Origin of the sequence: Streptomyces sp. BR1, assembly GCF_052373795.1 — a bacterium.
Classification (GTDB): domain Bacteria; phylum Actinomycetota; class Actinomycetes; order Streptomycetales; family Streptomycetaceae; genus Streptomyces.
Genome location: NZ_CM126252.1, coordinates 2,788,608 through 2,808,123, shown reverse-complemented (window position 1 = coordinate 2,808,123; position 19,516 = coordinate 2,788,608). Strand labels below are relative to the sequence as shown.

Here is a 19,516-nt window from a genome sequence, read left to right as displayed (position 1 = left end):
CGTACGCAGCCACAATGGGCCGGTAATCGACCGGAATTGACGGGTTCGGGGGACAGCGCGCTCTGGGGAGGCGTCGTGGACGAGTATGCGGGTCGGGTGCTCGCCGACCGCTATCGGCTGCCGCTGCCGCCTTCGGACGAGTACGAACTGGTCGAGACCCGGGCGTTCGACACCTACAGCGGACAGGAAGTCCTGGTGCGGCGGGTGCCGTTGCCGGAGGTCGTCGACGCCGAGGTGCAGGGCGCGGACGGGCGGTACGGGGGCGGGTTCGGCGGCGGGGCACAGCGACGCCCGGCCGATCCTTTTCTGCGGCGCGCGATCGAGGCGGCCCAGGCGGCCGCGCGGATCCCCGACCATCCCCGGCTCGACCAGGTCTTCGATGTGTTCGCCGAGGACGGTTCGCTGTGGATCGTCAGCGAACTCGTCATGGCCCGGCCGCTGGCCGCGCTGCTCGCCGAGCGGCCGATGGCGCCCTACCGTGCGGCGGAGGTCGCCTCCGATGTGCTGACCGCGCTGCGGGTGCTGCACGCGCACGGCTGGACGCACCGCAACATCACGGCCCGGACCGTGTTGATATGCGATGACGGCCGCGTGATGCTGACCGGTCTCGCGGTCGGCGCGGCGGAGGAAGCGCTGTGCGGTTACGCGGTGGTGCCGGCGGCGTTCGAGGGTGGGGACGACGAGTTCGGGGCGGTGGACGCGCCCCACACGGAAGTGACCGACGGGGCTGATGTCATCGACCCCCACGCCCCCTTCAGGCCGCCCGCACCGACGGCTCCGGCCGCCCGGCCCGCCTCCCTTCCGTCCACCAGGGCGCCCGCGCTGCCCGCGGGTTGGTCCCCGGCGGGGCCTGACGGTGATGGTCCGGACGGTGACGTGCCAGCGGCCGACGGACACATGGCGCAGGGGCAGGCCCTCGTGCCCCGTCCCGGCACCTCCACCGCCGCCGGAACGCGCGCAGGAGCCATCGCCGCGTACCGCGCCGGGGCGCGGGCCGCCGCGCGCGTGGGGGACGACGGGGCGCTCCCCATGCAGCGTCCGGCGCCCCCGCAGGCCGAGTTGGAGGGGGTCTGGCGCGACGCCCCCGCCACCGACACCGGGACCGCCGGCATCGGGACCGCCGAGGTCATCGAGCGGGACATGTACGACCCGGTGAGCGGGACGCGCGTACCGCGTACGCCTGCCACCGGACCCGACGCGACCCCGGCCACCGGCCCGACCACCGGCCACACCACCGCGTCCGCGAGCCCCTACGCCGTCGAGGAGGGCCCGGACTCCGGGCGGACCCGGCGGGCGTACGACCCGGTGACGGGCCGCTGGATCCCGCGTCCGGAACTCTCCCGCCCGCCGGGCGCACCCACCTCCGCCAGCGCACCCCACCCCGTGGCCCCCGCACCCCCCGCCACCACCGGCCCCCCGCCCTCCGCCGTGCCACTGCCCGCGTTGCCGCATGCCACCGGGGCCGGGGCGGACGCGTTGCGGGCCGACGCGCAGCGGCAGACACATGCCAGTGCGGGCGTTGCCGCGCGGGAGAGCGGTGCGGGCGGCTGGGGAGCCGTGGTGCCGCAGCCGCACGGGAACGGGTACCGCGGGCCCACCACGCGCCTCGCGGCCGAGCGGGCGCGGCAGACGCGGATCGCTGTCGTGGGGGGTGTCACCGAGCGCTGGGCACCCGAGCAGGCCGGGCCGATACACGAGAACTGGCGGCTCGCGCCGCCGATCGGGCCCGCGACCGACCTGTGGGCACTGGGCGCGCTGCTGTTCCGGGCGGTGCAGGGGCACGCGCCGTACCCGGAGGAGAACGCGGTCGAACTGGTACAGATGGTGTGCGGCGAGCCGCCCGCGTTCGCCGAGGAGTGCGGACCGCTGCGGCCGGTCGTCGAGTCGCTGCTGCGCCAGGACCCCACCGAGCGGCCGGACTTCGAGGAGCTGCGCGGCTGGCTGCGCTCGATCGTCCGCTCCGCGCCCGAGCCGGACGCGGGCACCCATGTCGTCCCGCTGCCCTCGCCCGATGCCACCCGGCTGCCGATCCTGCGGCGGCGCGGCGAGTTGGTGCGGCGCCGCCGCGCGGCATCCGGTGAGCACGGCCGCCACCGGCAGGAGCGCCGGCCCAAGCCCCGCAGGCCGGAGCGGCTGAGCAGACACGAGGAGTTCAGCGAGCCCGGCGTCTCCCTGCGGGCCGAACCCCGTACGCCTCGTACGCCGAAGCGGGAACGCACGCGTGCGCCGGAGCGGGAGAACACGCCCCGCTCCCTCGGCCGCACCCTCGTCCTGCTCGTCCTGCTGCTCCTGGTCGCGGCCCTCGCGTACGCCGTGTTCTTCATGCCCAAGTCCGGTTCCAAGGACGCGACGGACAACGGCGGTGGGTCGCCCGCCGGAAAGAGCGCGCCGCGCACCACGCCGACCCCCGGCACCGGCACCACCGAGCGCACCGGTTCGCCCTCCAGCCCCCAGACCCAGACCACCGCGCCCGGCGGCCAGCCGCCCGCCAAGGGGTACGTGATCCGCACGGACCCCGAGGGGTTCCGCACCGCCGTCGATCCGTCCTTCGAGCGGCAGCCCATCAACGACGCCGGACAAGTCCGTTATGTCGGTGGGGACTTCACGCTGATCGTCGTGCCCGGCCGGGACAGCGTCAAGAGCATGGGTGACGACCCGCTCGCGTACCAGCGCGACAAGGAGCGCGAGCTACAACCGTTTCGGGACTCGGCCTGGGCCACCGTGGCCGGGCTGAGACGCGTCGACATTGGCCGAAAAGTGACCGCCGAGGGGCAGTTCACCTGGCGTGACAGCACCGGCCGGACCGTTTACGTGCGCAATCAGGTCATGATTCTCAATGGCCGGTATCACCTCATCCAGGTCATCGGTCCGGAGCCGCAGCGGGACAAGGTGACGGAGATCTATACGCAGGCCACGGCCGCCTACAGCGCCACTCGTTGACGGTTCATAGGTTGCCTCAGACACATACTTCGCAGTCGGTTCGGCGCAAGGTGCCCCCGAGGTTCCCTGGCCGGAATCCGCTCCGTAACCTTGCCCCTTAAGAACCGGCCGGGCGGGGGACGTGGAACAGAACCAGAGCAAGAGCGGCAAGGGCGCGGAAGCGGTGGCGGCGGGGCTGCTGCTGGCCGGGCGCTACCGTCTGGGCGACACCATCGGCCGCGGTGGCATGGGCAAGGTCTGGCGGGCCCACGACGAGGTCCTGCACCGGACGGTGGCCGTCAAGGAGCTGACCGCCGCGCTGTACGTGGCGGAGGCCGACCGCGTCGTGCTGCACGCGCGGACGCAGAAGGAGGCGCGGGCCGCCGCGCGCATCACGCACCCCGGCGTGGTCACCGTCCACGATGTGCTCGACCACGACAACCGCCCCTGGATCGTGATGCAGTACGTCGACGGGCCCTCGCTCGCCGACGCCGTCAAGGCCGCCGAGACCGGGCGAATAGACGCCCGCGAGGCCGCCCGCATAGGTCTGCACGTTCTCGGCGCGCTGCGCGCCGCGCACGCGGCCGGGGTGCTGCACCGCGACGTCAAGCCCGGCAACGTCCTGCTCGCCCGCGACGCGCGCGTGCTGCTCACCGACTTCGGCATCGCCGCCATCGAGGGCGACTCCACGATCACCCGAACCGGTGAACTCGTCGGCTCGATCGACTATCTGGCACCCGAGCGGGTACGAGGAGGACAGCCGGGTCCCGCCTCCGACCTCTGGTCGCTCGGCGCCACGCTCTACACCGCAGTCCAGGGCGAGTCGCCCTTCCGCCGCTCCTCGCCCATCTCCACCATGCAGGCCGTGGTGAACGAGGAGCCCCCGCCCGCCACCTACGCGGGAGCGCTCGCCCCGGTCATCACCGCCCTGCTGCGCAAGGACCCCGAGGACCGCCCCTCGGCCGAAGAGGCCGAGCGGATGTTCCTGGAGGCGATGGAGGGGCGCGAGCCCAAGGCCGCGCACGAGTACGTGCCGACCCGGCAGGTCTCCGAGGCCGAACTGCACGCGGCCAACGGCCCTGCCGGCGGCTCCGGTACGGTCCGCACACCCGCGCCCGTGCCCGCACCGGAGGCCGTGGTGCCCGCGCCCGTCGTCGCGCCCGCGCGCCCGGCGGGCAAGCGGCGCTGGCGGACCGTCGCCCTGGTGGTCGCGCTCGCGGCCGTCGTCGGCGGCGGGGTCGGCCTCGCCGTGCTCAAGTACCGAGACAGGGGCGCCGACACCGGCACGGGCACCACCACGACCGGCACGGCCAGCAAGTCCCCGGACAAGGACAAGGACAAGGGCAAGGACAAGCCGACCAAGCAGGGCGACGCGTCCGTGCCCGACGGATGGCAGCGGGTGAAGGACCCGGCCGGGTTCACCCTCTTCGTGCCCGAGGGCTGGCGGCGCCAGATGGACGGCAAGGAGGTCGACTACACGCCGGACGACGGCCGCCACTACATCCGGATCAGCGTGGGCAAGCCGGACTTCGAGAACCCGTACATGCACCAGCTGAACCTGGAGAAGGCGCTGGAGAAGCGGCTGCCCAAGTACCAGCGGATCACGCTGCACTCCAACACCTTCCGGGACCAGGTGAACTCCTCGCTCTGGGAGTTCACCTATGTGGAGAAGAAGGGCTTCCCGGGCAAGCGGCACGCGATCGACCAGATGTACTTCTCGGACGGCGGCGGCACCGAGTACGCGGTGTACATGTCGGGTCCGGAGACCGACTGGGCGACCACTCGCGAGCAGTTCGACACCGTGCTGCGCGGCTGGCAGCCGCCGCCGCTCAACTGACGGCCAATCCACTCCCGTTGCGGCCGTCCCGTGACCTCACGCCCTGCTCGGGCGCGGGCCCGTGCGGCATGATGGGCCCAGGACGAGCAACAGGGGGAAGACGCGGTGTCCGCACCCAGTGATCCGCGTGGTGGTCCGGCCGACGAGCGCCTGATCGCCGGGCGCTACCGGCCGACGGCCCGGCTCGGCCGGGGCGGCATGGGCACTGTGTGGCGCGCCCAGGACCAACTGCTCGGCCGCCAGGTCGCGGTCAAGGAGCTGCACCCCGACGGCGGCGGCCCCGCGATGGCCGCGCTGCGCGAGGCGCGGGCCGTGGCGCAGATCAAGCACCCGCACGTCATCGTCGTCCACGACGTCGTCGAGCAGGACGGGCGCTCGTACATCGTGATGGAGCTGGTCGAGGGCGGTTCGCTCGCCGACCGGCTGCGGCTGCGGGGGCCCATCGACGTGGCCGAGGCGGCCCGGATGGGCATCGCGCTGCTCGGCGCGCTGAGCACCGCGCACCGCCAGGGCGTGCTCCACCGCGACCTCAAGCCCGCCAACGTCCTTCTCGAAGAGGGCACCGGCCGGGTGGTGCTCACCGACTTCGGGATCGCGCAGCTGCCGGGCACCACCACGATCAGCGAGGAGGGCGCGTTCGTCGGCTCGCCCGAGTACACCGCGCCGGAGCGGATGCAGGGCGCGGCGGCCGGGCCCGAGTCCGATCTGTGGTCGCTCGGCGCGCTCCTGTGCGCCGCCCTGAGCGGCGAATCGCCCTTCCACCGCGACTCGTTGGGCGGTGTGCTGCACGCCGTGGTCACCGACGAGATCCGCCCACCCGCTGCCGCAGCCCCGCTGCTCCCGGTCGTCCACGGGCTGCTCGACCGGGACCCGGTACGCAGGCTGGGTGCGCCGGAGGCCACGGAACTTCTGCGGGCGTACGTGGCGACCGGCTCCACCCCCGTCATCCCCCGCACATACACGCCGACCGAGCGCGTGGCGGTGACCGGCCCGGCGCCTGGGCCGAAGCGTGGCAGGACCGCACTGGCCGCGGCGGCCGCGGTCGTCGTCCTCGCCGGTGCGGGCGCGGCCACCGCCGTCCTGCTGAGCAGCGACGACAGCGGGCAGGGCGGCGGCAAGGCACAGGCGGCCACCGGCGGCGGGACCACGGCGACGGTCACCGCGTCCTCGGCCGCCTCGCTGCGCCCCGGACCGGCGGGCGCCACGGTGACGGTCACCGCGTCCGAGCCCGCCCCGGCCGGCACCGCGCCCGCCGGGTACCGCACGGTCCGCGACCCGGACGGCTTCAGCCTCACGGTCCCGGCGGGCTTCACGCGTACCACCGACGACCGGCGGGTCTTCTACGTCTCACCGGACGGCGCCTTCCGGCTGGGCATCCGGCTGCAGAACTCCGTCTCCGGCGGGCCGCTCGGCGTGATGCGGCTCGCCGACGCCAACGGGCCGAGCACCAACCCCGGTTACCGCGAGGGCAAGGTCGTCGCCACCACCCACCAGGGCCATGACGCGGCGCTCTGGGAGTTCAGCTGGGACGGCTTCAGCGCGGCCGAGGGGCCCCGGCACACGTACGACGAGTCCTGGGACGAGAGCGGCAAGATGTACGACGTGTGGGTCTCGGCGCCGATAGGGCGGCGCGACGAGGCCAAGCGGCACTTCGACACCGCGCTCGACTCGTTCACGCCGTCGGCCTGACCGGGTGCGCCCGACCGGGGCACGTCTCCGCGCGGCCCTTGTCACGTCACGGCTCTGCATCCGCTGAACCCCCTCTGTGGCAAGGGCCACTCCTGTTCGACAGGATGTGCGCATGACGAACGACGGGGGACGGGCCGACGAGCCCACCAGCTACGGTCTTCAGCCGCCCCAGCCCGCACCGGACGCGTACGAGCCCACGCGGAGCGAGGCCACGCAGGGCGAGGCCGGGGCCGGGCGGGTCCTCGGCGGGCGCTACCGGCTCGTCGACCGCCTCGGTCACGGCGGCATGGGCACGGTCTGGCGTGCGCACGACGAGGTGGTCGACCGTGACGTCGCCGTCAAGGAGCCGCGCGTACCGGATCACTTGGGCGAGCGCGAGCGGGCCACCGTCCATCTGCGGATGCAGCGCGAGGCGCGGGCGGCGGCCCGGATCGACCACCCCAGCGTCGTCACCATGCACGACGTGGTCGTCGAGGACGACAAGCCGTGGATCGTGATGGAGCTGGTGCGCGGCCACTCGCTCGCCGACCGGCTCCAGGAGGGCACCCTCGACGTACGCGAGGCCGCGAGGATCGGGCTCGCCGTCCTCGGCGCGCTCACCGCGGCCCACGAGGCGGGCGTCCTGCACCGCGATGTGAAGCCCGCCAACGTCCTGCTCGGGCGCGGCGAGCGGGTGGTGCTCACCGACTTCGGCATCGCGCAGGTCGAGGGCGAGGAAGGGCTCACCGAGACCGGCGCGTTCGTCGGCTCTCCCGAATTCATCGCCCCGGAGCGGGTGTTGGGCCAGCGGCCGGGGCCGGAGTCGGACCTCTGGTCGCTCGGCGTCGTCCTGTACGCGGCGGTCGAGGGCATGTCCCCGTACCGGCGCAGCAACACCCCGGCCACCCTCCAGGCGGTCCTGTCGGCCGAGCCGCAGATGCCGGCCCGGGGCTCGGGCGCCTTCGGCACGCTGGTGATGCAGCTGCTGCGCAAGGACCCGGCGGCGCGGCCCGCCCCGGCCGAGATCCGCCGGATCCTGGAGTCGGTCGCGAACCCGGCGCCCGCCGCCGTCGCCGCGACCCGGCTGCTGACCGGCACAGCGGCCGGTCACGTCACCGGCGCCCGCGCCTGGGTCCCGCCGGTCCTCGCCGGGAGCAAGCGCGCCCGCTACGGCCTCGGGGGCGGGCTGCTCGCGGTGGTGGTGGCGGTGACCCTGCTCCTCACCGACCCGTTCGGTGGCGGAGGACTGCCCTCCGGCTGGCAGGTGCGGCCCGAGAACGAGGTCCTGAACGCGGACATCGCCGTGCCCGAGGAGTACAAGCGCAAGCAGTCCGACAAGGGCGACGCGGTCTGGTACTACGACCCCAGCGGGGTCTTCGAGATCGACGTCTGGAAGACCGACACCAACGGCAGGACGGACGACCCCGGCCCCACCGGAGCTTCCTGGAAGTCGCATTACGAGCACGGCGGCGCCGGGACCACCGAGATGCGCAATGCCGTCGTCACCGTCAAGGACACCACCCACCAGGGCAAGAAGGCGTCCGAGGTGGTCACCGACTTCGTCCCGTACGCGACCTCGGCGAGCGACCCCGACCCGTTGCACTTCCGCTTCCACGAGCTGCTGATCCCCAAAAGCGGCTCGGTCTACTGGCAGCTGCGGGTCAGGATGCCGGCCGCGGGCAAGGCGTCGAAGGACGGCGAGAAGCTGTTCGGCCAAGTCGTCGACGGTCTGAAAATTCATGGTCTCTGAGGGAAACAGGGCCTGATCAGCGGTTATGTGGCCAGTGATTACTGGCGTGTTTGTGAGGGTGCGACAAAGGTATTACCGGCGGGTACCCAAACGGTTGCGCCGGGCATACGCTCCCTCCCATGACGGACTCGCAGGCCACGCCCTCCAGCACCCGTACGAACCCGGTCGCCGCGGCTCCCGCGGGCGCCCGCACCGCCGCCGATGTGGTCACCCCCGAGGTGGTCGCCCGCCTCACCCGGGGTGTGATCGGCTCCGGCCGGACGGCGAACCACACGCCGTTCACCGGCGAGAAGCTGGCGGACCTGCCCGAGTCCACGCCCGAGGACGTCGCCGAGGCGTTCGCCCGCGCCCGCGCCGCACAGCCCGCCTGGGCCGCGACCTCGCCCCGCGAGCGCGCCGCCGTCCTGCTGCGCTTCCACGACCTGGTCCTCGCGCGTCAGGCCGAGGTCCTCGACCTCATCCAGCTGGAGACCGGCAAGGCGCGCCTGCACGCGCACGAAGAAGTCCAGGCCGTCGCCGTGGCCGCGCGTCACTACGGCCGCAAGGCGCCCGCGTATCTGCGCCCCAAGCGCCACACCGGTGTCGTGCCGACCCTCACCAAGGTCACCGAACTGCGCCAGCCGCGCGGGGTGGTGGGGCAGATCGCGCCCTGGAACTACCCGTTCGAGCTGTCGGTGGGCGATGCGCTGCCCGCGTTCGTCTCCGGCAACGCCGTGGTGATGAAGCCCGACACCGAGACCGCGCTGACCGCGCTGTGGGCCCGTGACCTGCTGATCGAGGCGGGGCTTCCCGCCGAGGTGTTCCAGGTCGTGCTCGGCGAGGGCCCGGTCGTCGGCCCCGAGGTCGTCAAGTACGCCGACTACGTCTCCTTCACCGGCTCCACCCGCACCGGCCGCGAGGTCGCCCAGGGGGCCGCGGCCCGACTGGTGGGCGTCTCGCTGGAGTTGGGCGGCAAGAACGCGATGCTGGTGCTGCGCGACGCCGACGTCGAGAAGGCGGCGGCGGGCGCCGTCCGCGCCTGCTTCTCCTCCGCCGGACAGCTCTGCATCTCCATCGAGCGGCTGTACGTCCACGAGTCGATCGCCGACGACTTCGTGGAGCGCTTCGCCGCCCGTACGAAGGCGATGCGGCTCGGCACGTCCCTCGCGTACGGCGCCGACATGGGCTCGCTTGTGGGCGAGCGCCAGCTGGAGACGGTGAGCCGGCATGTCGAGGAGGCCGTCGCCAAGGGCGCCAAGCTGGTCGCGGGCGGTGTGGCCCGCCCCGACATCGGCCCGCTCTTCTACGAGCCGACGATCCTCGACGGCGTGGAGGCCCCGATGGCCGTCTGCACCGAGGAGACCTTCGGCCCGGTCGTGTCGATCTACCGGTTCACGGACGAGGACGAGGTCGTCGAGGCCGCGAACGCCACCCCGTACGGTCTCAACTCCTCGGTCTGGACGAAGGATTCGCGCCGGGGACACCAGGTCGCCGCGAAGCTGCGCACGGGCACGGTCAACATCAACGAGGGGTACGCCCCCGCGTACGGCAGCGTGCAGTCACCGATGGGCGGCATGAAGGACTCCGGCCTCGGCCGCCGCCACGGCTCCGAGGGCATCCTCAAGTACACCGAGGCCCAGACCGTCGCCCAGCAGCGGATCCTCCCGCTGGCGCCGTCCTTCGGCATGGACGACGAGAAGTACGCCGCGTTCATGAGCCGCAGCCTCAAGGCGATGAAGGCGCTCCGTCTGCGCTGAGCCCGTCCGAAGTCCGTGTCCCGTAGTACGTGTTCCGTCCCGAAGTCGTACGAGGAGAGCCGATGTCCCAGGAGACCCCTGCCCAGAACCAGGACGACACGGCGTACGACTACGACGTCCTCGTCGTCGGCTCCGGCTTCGGCGGTTCGGTGACGGCGCTGCGGCTGACCGAGAAGGGCTATCGTGTCGGCGTCCTGGAGGCGGGGCGCCGCTTCACGCACGCGTCGCTGCCGAAGAACTCCTGGGACATCAAGAACTACCTGTGGGCGCCCAAGCTCGGCATGTACGGCATCCAGCGCATCCATCTGCTGGGCAATGTGATGGTGCTGGCGGGCGCGGGGGTGGGCGGCGGGTCGCTGAACTACGCGAACACCCTGTACGTACCGCCGAAGCAGTTCTTCGACGACCCGCAGTGGAAGGACATCACCGACTGGCAGGAGGAGCTGGGCCCGTACTACGACCAGGCACGGCGGATGCTCGGGGTGCGGCTGAACCCGACCATGACCCCCTCCGACGTGCATCTGAAGGCGGCGGCCCAGCGGATGGGTGTGGGCGACACCTTCCACATGGCGCCGGTCGGCGTCTTCTTCGGGGACGGGCAGGACGCCGACGGTACGGCGAAGGCCAGGCCCGGCGAGACGGTCGAGGACCCGTACTTCGGTGGGGCGGGCCCCGCGCGCAAGGCGTGCACCGAGTGCGGCGAGTGCATGACGGGCTGCCGCCACGGCGCCAAGAACACCCTCAACGAGAACTACCTCTACCTCGCCGAGAAGGCGGGCGCGGTGGTGCACCCGATGACCACCGTCGTCTCGGTCACCGACGACTCGCGCGGCGGATACGCGATCGCCACGCTGCCCACCGACGACCGCAAGAAGTCCCCCGGCCGGCTGTTCACGGCCCGGCGCGTGGTGATCGCGGCGGGCACCTACGGCACCCAGACCCTGCTGCACCGGATGCGCTCGGGCGGCCAACTCCCGTACATCTCCATGAAGTTGGGCGAGCTGACCCGTACCAACTCCGAGGCGCTGGTCGGCGCGCAGACCGACAACCGCCGCTACAAGAAGGCGCACGGCGCGGAGCGGGTCGACTTCACCAAGGGCGTCGCCATCACGTCCTCGGTCCACCCCGACGAGAACACCCACATCGAGCCGGTCCGCTACGGCCGGGGCTCGAACGCGATGGGCGGCCTGTCGATCCTCCAGGTCCCGTACGCGGAGGGCTCCTCGCGGGTGCTCGGATGGCTGGCGAACGCGGTGAAGCACCCGACGCTCCTGGCGCGCTCGGTGAGCAACCGCCGCTGGTCGGAGCGGACGATCATCGGGCTCGTCATGCAGTCGCTGGACAACTCCCTGACGACGTATCTGAAGCCGGACGGCGTCGGAAAGGGCCTGCTCACCGCCCGTCAGGGCCATGGCGCGCCCAACCCGAAGCAGATCGAGGCGGCCTCGCGGGCGGCGTCCGTGATCGCCGCCGAGATCAACGGTTTCGCGGGCTCGAACGTCGGCGAGCTCATGGGCACCCCGCTGACCGCGCACTTCCTGGGCGGCTGCCCGATCGGCGCGTCGGCCGAGGAGGGCGTGATCGACCCGTACCACCGGCTCTTCGGGCATCCGGGGATCTCGGTGGTCGACGGGGCGGCGGTCTCGGCGAACCTGGGCGTGAACCCGTCCCTGACGATCACGGCGCAGGCCGAGCGGGCGATGTCGTTCTGGCCGAACAAGGGCGAGGCCGACCCGCGCCCGGCCCAGGGCAGGCCGTACGTACGGGTCGCGGCGGTGGCGCCGAAGTCGCCGGCGGTCCCGGAAGCCGCGTTCGGCGCGCTGCGGCTGCCGTTCCTGGGGATGCCGGCGGTTCCGCCGAAGAAGTCGGACGAGGCGTAGGACTTCGGCCACCGACGGAGGACGGGGAGCGCTGCACCCCCCTCCGAGTGCAGCGCTCCCCGCTCGTCCACGGGCCCCGCAGAACATGCGGGGCCATTGGTTCCGCAGGGGATGACCTGCAACTCCTGTCAATGGTTGTCCCAGGACTCACAGAATTCTTATGTGCTTCCCGTCACAGCTGTTTCGGGCGCTCGAAGAGTTACGGGAGAGATCCCGCCAAAGGTGTAGCCCGGGGCAACCTCTCGGAGAGGCGGGAGCTCCGCGCGCGAGCGTGAGAGGGCCTGGTCAGAAGCGCGGACCGCTGCCCGGACAGAGCGAAGGGCCCCGCGTCGGGCCATCCTCCTGGGGATGGCCCGCGGGGCCCTTGGCGTCAGCACCGACGTCAGGGCAGCGTCGGTGCCTCGGGGCGGCGACGGGGGGTGGCGCCGCCGGGGTGTGCGCCGGGTGGCCGACCCGGCGCGCGGGGGGCGCGCGGCTGGTATCGACCACTGGCAGTCGCTCTGCGCAGTACGGGACGTGTCTTTGCATCGTGAGGGATGGGCTGCGGACCGCGCAACCGTTTGGACCGGATGCGGCCGGCCCCGGGCGTCCCCGGAGCCGACCGCTTTAAGGGGTGACCGGGCTGCTGTCCCCTGCCGTCCGGTCACGCGCGCTGGGGCGAGGTCCCACGACGCACCAACGGTGCGTCACACGCTCCAGCGGAGCCACGCGTGGTTTTTTCGGGCCCGCCCCTGGCTGGCACGGACACCCTGACAAACGAAGTGGGGCAGGGGGCGGTCACGGCGCCGGACGGGTGAGGATGCGACCGAACGCAGATGCGGCCCGTTCCCGGCTTCGGTCGCATCTGGCTCGTCCCCGGCCGCTCGCCTGCGGCCCGGCTCAGATCCGGCCCCGGCACAGCTCCAGCATCGTCATCGCGAGCGCGGTGCCGGGCTTGCCCAGCGCGTCCCGGTAGTGGGCCAGGACCTCCATCTCGCGGTTCAGGTTCACCCGGCGCCCGCCGGAGGCGATGCGGGACTCCTGGATGACGGCCGAGACGGCCATCCGTTCCTGGATGAGGCCGATGATCCGGTCGTCGAGCGTGTCGATGCGCTCCCGGGCGCCGGTGATCACGGCGGCGGCCTCGTCGGTACGGGCGCCGGTCTTCTCGGTCTGCGTGACGGAAGTGATGGACATGTGTGGGTCTCCTTGGGTCTTCGGGGCGGCGGCCCCGGAGCGGCAAGGCCCGGAAATGACAGCGCGCCCCGGGCCTTGTCGGCCCGGGGCGCCTGGGAAGTCGCTTGTCAGTTGCTCAAGCAGCACGACCATGGCGCCCGGCGGGCCGGGTGCCATAGGTAAAGACGAAGGTCTGGTGCTTGCGCATGGCGACAGTATGGACCGACCGCCCCGGGCCGGGCCAACCCCGGTTCGGATGGTGAGACGAAAGGTCCCACTCCGCTCCCCGGTAGAATCGACAAATACCGACCCCCTCCCTTCGCCGGAAGGCCGCCAGTGTCATCAGCGTCCCCTGCTGCCGCGCCCGCTTCCAACCCGGACGTAGTCCTCGTTGTCGACTTCGGCGCCCAGTACGCCCAGCTCATCGCCCGCCGCGTCCGTGAGGCCCGGGTCTACAGCGAGATCGTGCCGAGCACGATGCCCGTGGCCGAGATGCTGGCCAAGAACCCGAAGGCGATCATCCTCTCGGGCGGCCCGTCCTCCGTGTACGCGGAAGGCGCCCCCGTCCTGGAGCGCGAGATCTTCGAGGCCGGGGTCCCGGTCTTCGGCATGTGCTACGGCTTCCAGCTGATGGCGACGACGCTCGGCGGCACCGTCGACGACAACGGCGCGCGCGAGTACGGCCGTACGCCGCTGCACGTCACCAAGGCCGGGTCGACGCTCTTCGAGGGCACGCCCACCGAGCAGTCGGTGTGGATGTCGCACGGCGACGCCTGCTCGGCCGCGCCCGAGGGCTTCACCGTCACCGCGTCCACGGACGTCGTGCCGGTCGCGGCCTTCGAGAACGACGAGAAGAAGCTGTACGGCGTCCAGTACCACCCCGAGGTGCTGCACTCCACGCACGGCCAGCAGATCCTGGAGCACTTCCTCTACCGCGGCGCGGGCATCGAGCCGACCTGGACGACGCACAACGTCGTCGAGGAGCAGGTCGCCCTCATCCGCGAGCAGGTCGGCACCAAGCGCGCGATCTGCGGTCTGTCCGGCGGTGTGGACTCGGCGGTCGCCGCGGCCCTCGTGCAGAAGGCCATCGGCTCCCAGCTGACCTGCGTGTACGTCGACCACGGTCTGATGCGCAAGGGCGAGACCGAGCAGGTCGAGAAGGACTTCGTGGCCGCCACCGGCGTCCAGCTGAAGGTCGTCGACGCGCAGGAGCGATTCCTCACCGCGCTCGCCGGTGTCTCCGACCCGGAGACCAAGCGGAAGATCATCGGCCGCGAGTTCATCCGCGTCTTCGAGCAGGCCCAGCTGGAGATCCTCCAGGAGGACGGCCCCGAGGTCGCCTTCCTCGTGCAGGGCACGCTGTACCCGGACGTCGTCGAGTCCGGCGGCGGCACCGGCACCGCGAACATCAAGTCCCACCACAACGTGGGCGGCCTGCCCGACGACATCGAGTTCGAGCTCGTCGAGCCGCTGCGCAAGCTGTTCAAGGACGAGGTCCGCATGGTCGGCCAGGAGCTCGGCCTGCCGGAGGAGATCGTCCAGCGCCAGCCGTTCCCCGGCCCGGGCCTGGGTATCCGTATCGTCGGCGAGGTCACCAAGGACCGCCTCGACCTGCTGCGCGAGGCCGACGCCATCGCCCGCGAGGAGCTGACGGCGGCGGGTCTGGACCGCGAGATCTGGCAGTGCCCGGTCGTGCTGCTCGCGGACGTCCGCAGCGTCGGCGTCCAGGGCGACGGCCGCACCTACGGCCACCCGATCGTGCTGCGCCCGGTCTCGTCCGAGGACGCCATGACGGCGGACTGGACGCGGATGCCGTACGACGTGCTCGCGAAGATCTCGACCCGGATCACCAACGAGGTGGCCGACGTCAACCGCGTGGTCCTCGACGTCACGAGCAAGCCGCCGGGCACGATCGAGTGGGAGTAGGCCACGGCCTGATCCCCGTCTGACGTACGACGGCGCCGCCCGGCTTCGGGCGGCGCCGTCGTCGTGTGCGTGTGCTGTGCCGACCCGCGCACGACTCTGTTCACCTGCGAGAACGCGCGGTAACTTCCGGCCATGACCGAGATCCCGCAGACGCCCGCGGAGTCGCCGCCGGCCGCCCCCGCTCCGATACCCGTCGACCAGCTCCAGTTCTCGCTGCCCCCCGTGCACGACGACCCGGCCGAGGAGCGGCGCTACCGCAAGCGGCGCCTGGCAGGCGCGCTGCGCCTGTTCGCGGGGTTCGGTTACGAAGAGGGCGTGTCCGGGCACATCTCCGCGCGGGACCCGGAGTTCGAGGACTGCTACTGGGTGAATCCTTTCGGCGTCCCGTTCGCGCATGTCACGGCGGGCACTCTGGTGCTGGTCAACGGGGACGGCCAGGTTGTCGAGGGCCGCCACCACGTCAACCAGGCGGCCTTCGCCGTCCACGCCCAGGTGCACCGGGCCCGGCCCGATGTCGTGGCCGTCGCGCACACCCACTCGGTGCACGGGCGCGCACTGGCGGCGCTCGGCGAGCTAATCGAGCCGTACACCCAGGAGGCGTGCGCGTTCTTCGAGGACCACGCCCTCTTCGACGCGTATACGGGTGTGGTCGTCGACGCCGAGGAGGGGCGCCGGATCGCGGCCGCGCTCGGTGCGTACAAGGCGGTGATCCTGCGCAACCACGGGCTGCTGACCGTGGGGGACTCGGTGGACGCGGCGGCCTGGTGGTTCATCGCCATGGAGCGCTGCGCCCAGGTGCAGCTGGCCGCGCGGGCGGCCGGGAAACCCGTGCTCATCGACCGCAGGGACGCGGTCGCCACCCACGATCAGCTGGGCAGTGATCTGGTCGCCTGGATCAACTACCAGCCGCTGTGGCACCAGATCAGTGAGTCGGAGCCCGAACTGCTGTCGTAGTACGTCAATTTGATGGTGCGTCAATCACTCGCGCCGCGACGCCCCGTCGGGCGGGGGGTGGTCCGCGTACGGCACAATTCCCTGACAGTTGAGGTGACTTGGGCGTGGCGTGAGGGAAAGGGCGAGATCTCTGTGGCGGTGCAGGAGGCTCGGCAGTGCGGTGGTGAGTGCGGGCCGGGGTCGCGGGACGGGCACCGGCGCGCGGTCGCGGAGTTCCTGGCCAAGCGCGACGGGTTCGCCGCCGGAGAAGGGCTGCCCGCCGCCGTCGCGCACTCCGCCGGGGCGTCCCGCCAGTGGGTGTCGGACGAGCTCACCCAGTCCGCGCGGGTGCTCGCCGAATGCGGCCGGGAGGCGGGTCACGCCTGGCCGGGCGCGGTCTGGCGGGCCACCGTCGCGATCGTCTGGGGCAGCGTGGCCGCGCTCGCCCTCGCCGAGTCGTCCACCGCGATCGGCACCGGCTGGACCGCCGCGCGGACCGCGGGCCTGATCGCCGCGGTGGCCGCCGCCGTCCTGCTGACCGGGGCCGCCCGGCTGCATCGCGCGCGTGGCGGCCTGCTCGCGCCGGTCGTCGGCGAGGACAACCGGCTCTCGACCTCGCGCGCGGTGGCCGCCGCCTGGGTGCTGCTCGTGGTCTTCGCGGTCCTCGTCCTCGCGCTGCGCCTGGCCGGGGCGTCCGGCTCCGAGGAGCGCGACGACGTGCTCGACGGATTGAAACTCGGCCGGGGCGCGGGCCTGTTGACGGTGGTCGCGCTCGTCTGCGCGATCGCGGTGGTGGTGCGCCGCGTGGTGGTCGTACGCATCGCGGGGCAGCGGCTGCAGAAGGTGCGCGCCGACCGGCCGCGCGCCGCCGACCTGCTCACCGACGACGCCGGGCGCGGCAGCTTCTCGGATGTGCAGTACGTGCTGGTCAGCGCGGTCGCCGTGATCTTCGCCGGGGTGCGTCTGGCCCGTCGGCCGGAGCAGCTGCCCGATCTGCCGTGGGCGCTGGCGCTGCTGGTCGCGGTGTCGGCGGTGACGTACTTCGCCGGGAAGTACGCGGAGGGCGGCCGTCCGGTGGTCCTCTCGGTCGTACGGGCGCGGGAGGCGGGCGATCTGGACGCGCCCATTCGCACCGGCGACGACATCGAGATCCGCGGCGCCGGATTCGTGCCGCCGGGCGCGGGCACCCCCGACCGGCTCGCCCGGATGGTCGTGCGCATCGGCGCCGTCCATGTCCATGTCCCGCTGATCCCGGTCACCGGCGGCTTCGCCAACCCCACCGACACCCTGCTGACCGTGCCGGTCCCGGTCGACGTCGAGCCCGGCCGGGTCGAGGTGCGGGTGGTGACGGCGGCGGGCGTCGAGACGAACCGCATCTCGATCGACGTCACGGACTGATTCGACGCAACGCACTGGGCCCGTTGACGGCTCAACCGGTTGAGCCGCCTGTACCTCCCGTACGTATGGTCTGTTGACAGGGGATACGGAAGGCGGGATCGGCGATGGCACACGGATACCTCACCCGGACACATAGCGGCGGTACGGCGACGGGCAGGACGGGGCTGCGGGCTACGGCGGGCAAGTACGCGCTGCTGCCGCTGCGCGTTTTCCTCGGCGTCACGTTCGTCTACGCCGGGTTCGACAAGCTCACCGGCGGCACCACCACCCTCAAGGCGAGCGGCAGCGGCTCGATCGGGGAGCTGATGCACTCGGTGCGCGACAGCTCCGCGATCCCCGCCCTCGTCGACCTCGCCCTCAAGAGCCCGGTCGGCTTCGGGTACGCCATCGCGTTCGGCGAGATCGCGGTCGGACTCGGCATCCTGATCGGCCTGTTCGGGCGGGTCGCGGCGGCCGGCGGGGCGTTGATCTCGCTCAGCCTGTGGCTGACGGTGAGCTGGGCGACCACGCCGTACTACTACGGCAACGACCTGGCCTACCTCATGGCCTGGCTGCCGTTGGTGCTCGCCGGGACGCCGCTGCTGTCGGCGGACGCCTGGCTGGCGGCGCGGCGCCGTCTGCGCACCCCGTAGGCGATCCAGCTCGCGAGACCCGCGAGCCCCAGACCGCCGGACATCAGCGGGATCACCGCGTACCAGGGCGTGTCCCACTCGTTGGCGGCATCGCCCGCGAACAGCACGGCGGTGGCGAGCACCGCGGCCCCCGCGATGAGGCGCCCGGGCCGGAACTCATGACGCGGCACGGTCCACCTCCGCCTGGCCGATGGAGACATGCAGATCGAGCTCGACGGTCCCGGCGGGCTTCACGCCGGCGGGCGGCGCGAGCGTCACGGTCTTCTTCTGGTGCGGCTCGACGTCCACGTCGTGCGGGCTCTCGCTGGGCAACTGGACATCGCCCACGCCCACCTGGATGGTCGCCTTCACGGTCACGTCCTTCGGTACGAACACCCGGAGCCGGCCCGCGCCGAGCTCCGCGCGCGTGGACACGCTCTGCCCGGCGGGCACCACGATCCGGCTGAGATCCAGCGTGCCCTCGCCGGTGCCCAGCCGGTACGACGGCTGTACGTCGGCGATCGCGGCGGGCTTCCAGTCGGCCCGGGTCCAATGCGTGTCGATGGTCTTGGGCAGCGCCGAGGCCCCGGCCAGCAGGGCCGCGGTGAGCACCGCCATGAACAGCGTGCCGAACCCCGTACGCCCCACGAACGCGCTGATCACCAGGCCGAGGCCGAACACCGCGAGCGCGGCGGTCAGGCCGATCTGGAGCGCGGTGCCCAGCGGCTGGTGCCCCCAGCCGCCCGCCGTGCCGATGCCGCCCGCGATCAGCGCGAGCAGAAAGACGAGCCCGCCGATCGGGCGCGGGCCCCGGGTGGCCCGGTCGGCCGCCTTCTCGGCCTGGGCCTCCTTGGCGCGGGCCCCGAACCCGGGTCGCGCAGGCGCGTCGGCGCCCTCTGCACCCCACAGATAGCCGGTGCCGACCGGGCCCGTGGTGCCGTCCTTGACGATCGGGTCGCGCCACCAGGAGGGCGGGCCGGGGGCGGGCGGCGCCTTGGTCTCGGGGGGTGCGCCCGGGGTGGCGAAGGTCTGGGACGCGGCGCCGGTCGCCGTCTGGGCGGCGGCGGTGTCCGGCGGGGCGTCCGGGGGAGTGGTGGAGCGGCGCTGCGACCAGACGGCGGTGCCGGTGACCGTCAGCGTGAGCAGGCCCGCGAAGGCGAGCACCGAATCGTTGCCGATCATGGACAGGAAGATCCCGCACCCGGCGAGCGCCATCAGGACGGCGGCGAGGGCCGCCCCTTCGACGCGTCCCGAAAGCAGCCGCCGTGCCTCGTTCTCGTCCTCGCCGTCCAGCGGGACGAGCAGCCACGCGAAGCCGTAGAAGACCAGGCCGAGGCCGCCGGTGACGGTCAGCACGCCGAGCGCCACCCGGAAGATCACCGGGTCGACGTCGCACCACCGGCCGAGCCCGCCGCACACGCCGCCGATCACTTTGTTGCGGCTGCTGCGGCGCAGCTGCGGCGCGGCGGGCGCCGGGTCCGGCGGCGCGACGGGAGTCTCGGTCGGCTGAGTCATACGTCCATGGTGACGGGCGGTGCGGGCGTGCGGCACCCGGCTCGACCCTGGCCTGTCCCTGAGATTGCCCTGATGGGGCGGCTGGGGCCTCCCCCTGACGGGGGATCCGTCCTCCCCCGTGCGGGGATCGCGGATCAGGGGCGGTGTGGGGGCATTCCCTGATGTCCGCGCCCGGCTCGGCGTGTGAC

The 19,516-nt window shown here is 72.4% G+C and carries 13 protein-coding genes; 10 read left to right on the top strand and 3 right to left on the bottom strand.

Annotated elements, in window-relative coordinates; genetic code table 11:
- Positions 1 to 75: 75 nt before the first annotated feature.
- The 6 genes from ACT1U9_RS11910 to ACT1U9_RS11885 all read left to right on the top strand — a co-directional run bounded on the left by ACT1U9_RS11910 (position 76) and on the right by ACT1U9_RS11885 (position 11,790).
- Positions 76 to 2,940: a protein kinase gene (locus ACT1U9_RS11910; RefSeq protein WP_444538313.1), complete on the top strand. Its 2,865-nt coding sequence runs from the start codon at positions 76 to 78 to the stop codon at positions 2,938 to 2,940.
- A gap of 178 nt (positions 2,941 to 3,118) precedes the next feature.
- Positions 3,119 to 4,756, top strand: coding sequence for a serine/threonine-protein kinase (locus ACT1U9_RS11905; protein WP_444539079.1), 1,638 nt, complete (start codon positions 3,119 to 3,121; stop codon positions 4,754 to 4,756).
- Between the two features lie 198 nt (positions 4,757 to 4,954).
- On the top strand, positions 4,955 to 6,445 hold the full coding sequence (locus ACT1U9_RS11900) for a serine/threonine-protein kinase (protein WP_444539078.1): 1,491 nt from the start codon (positions 4,955 to 4,957) through the stop codon (positions 6,443 to 6,445).
- A gap of 112 nt (positions 6,446 to 6,557) precedes the next feature.
- Positions 6,558 to 8,174 (top strand): serine/threonine-protein kinase, encoded by a 1,617-nt coding sequence (locus ACT1U9_RS11895; protein ID WP_444538312.1) that lies wholly within the window; start codon positions 6,558 to 6,560, stop codon positions 8,172 to 8,174.
- 119 nt (positions 8,175 to 8,293) lie between these two features.
- Positions 8,294 to 9,910, top strand: coding sequence for a succinic semialdehyde dehydrogenase (locus ACT1U9_RS11890; protein ID WP_444538311.1), 1,617 nt, complete (start codon positions 8,294 to 8,296; stop codon positions 9,908 to 9,910).
- 62 nt (positions 9,911 to 9,972) lie between these two features.
- Positions 9,973 to 11,790 carry a GMC oxidoreductase gene (locus ACT1U9_RS11885; protein ID WP_444538310.1) on the top strand — a complete coding sequence of 606 codons (1,818 nt, stop codon included), beginning with the start codon at positions 9,973 to 9,975 and terminating at the stop codon, positions 11,788 to 11,790.
- A gap of 879 nt (positions 11,791 to 12,669) precedes the next feature.
- On the opposite strand, the gene ACT1U9_RS11880 is transcribed toward ACT1U9_RS11885, so the two are convergent.
- Positions 12,670 to 12,966, bottom strand: a complete 297-nt coding sequence (locus ACT1U9_RS11880) for a chorismate mutase (protein ID WP_444538309.1) — start codon at positions 12,964 to 12,966, stop codon at positions 12,670 to 12,672.
- 315 nt (positions 12,967 to 13,281) lie between these two features.
- Between ACT1U9_RS11880 and guaA the strand changes: the two genes are divergently transcribed.
- From guaA to ACT1U9_RS11860, 4 genes are all read left to right on the top strand, one after another.
- Positions 13,282 to 14,871: a glutamine-hydrolyzing GMP synthase gene (gene guaA, locus ACT1U9_RS11875; RefSeq protein ID WP_444538308.1), complete on the top strand. Its 1,590-nt coding sequence runs from the start codon at positions 13,282 to 13,284 to the stop codon at positions 14,869 to 14,871.
- Between the two features lie 132 nt (positions 14,872 to 15,003).
- A complete protein-coding gene (locus tag ACT1U9_RS11870; RefSeq protein ID WP_444538307.1) occupies positions 15,004 to 15,825 on the top strand; it encodes a class II aldolase/adducin family protein in 822 nt (273 codons plus the stop codon).
- 132 nt (positions 15,826 to 15,957) lie between these two features.
- The gene (locus tag ACT1U9_RS11865; protein ID WP_444538306.1) at positions 15,958 to 17,202 is read left to right on the top strand and encodes a hypothetical protein; all 1,245 of its coding nucleotides are present in this window, start codon (positions 15,958 to 15,960) and stop codon (positions 17,200 to 17,202) included.
- Between the two features lie 104 nt (positions 17,203 to 17,306).
- Positions 17,307 to 17,834, top strand: coding sequence for a DoxX family protein (locus ACT1U9_RS11860; protein ID WP_444538305.1), 528 nt, complete (start codon positions 17,307 to 17,309; stop codon positions 17,832 to 17,834).
- On the opposite strand, the gene ACT1U9_RS11855 is transcribed toward ACT1U9_RS11860, so the two are convergent.
- Positions 17,738 to 18,004: a hypothetical protein gene (locus ACT1U9_RS11855; RefSeq protein WP_444538304.1), complete on the bottom strand. Its 267-nt coding sequence runs from the start codon at positions 18,002 to 18,004 to the stop codon at positions 17,738 to 17,740. The two genes, ACT1U9_RS11860 and ACT1U9_RS11855, sit on opposite strands and share 97 nt — an antisense overlap.
- The gene (locus ACT1U9_RS11850) at positions 17,991 to 19,328 is read right to left on the bottom strand and encodes a PspC domain-containing protein (RefSeq protein WP_444538303.1); all 1,338 of its coding nucleotides are present in this window, start codon (positions 19,326 to 19,328) and stop codon (positions 17,991 to 17,993) included. Before ACT1U9_RS11850 ends, ACT1U9_RS11855 begins: the two co-directional genes overlap by 14 nt.
- Between the last annotated feature and the right edge of the window lie 188 nt (positions 19,329 to 19,516).

Excerpts from the sequence above, each read along its gene's own strand:
- ACT1U9_RS11900 (WP_444539078.1), top strand. The coding sequence starts at position 4,955 with ATGGGCACTGTGTGGCGCGCCCAGGACCAACTGCTCGGCCGCCAGGTC.
- ACT1U9_RS11895 (WP_444538312.1), top strand. The coding sequence starts at position 6,558 with ATGACGAACGACGGGGGACGGGCCGACGAGCCCACCAGCTACGGTCTT.
- ACT1U9_RS11890 (WP_444538311.1), top strand. The coding sequence starts at position 8,294 with ATGACGGACTCGCAGGCCACGCCCTCCAGCACCCGTACGAACCCGGTC.
- ACT1U9_RS11885 (WP_444538310.1), top strand. The coding sequence starts at position 9,973 with ATGTCCCAGGAGACCCCTGCCCAGAACCAGGACGACACGGCGTACGAC.
- ACT1U9_RS11880 (WP_444538309.1), bottom strand. The coding sequence starts at position 12,966 with ATGTCCATCACTTCCGTCACGCAGACCGAGAAGACCGGCGCCCGTACC.
- ACT1U9_RS11870 (WP_444538307.1), top strand. The coding sequence starts at position 15,004 with ATGACCGAGATCCCGCAGACGCCCGCGGAGTCGCCGCCGGCCGCCCCC.
- ACT1U9_RS11860 (WP_444538305.1), top strand. The coding sequence starts at position 17,307 with ATGGCACACGGATACCTCACCCGGACACATAGCGGCGGTACGGCGACG.
- ACT1U9_RS11850 (WP_444538303.1), bottom strand. The coding sequence starts at position 19,328 with ATGACTCAGCCGACCGAGACTCCCGTCGCGCCGCCGGACCCGGCGCCC.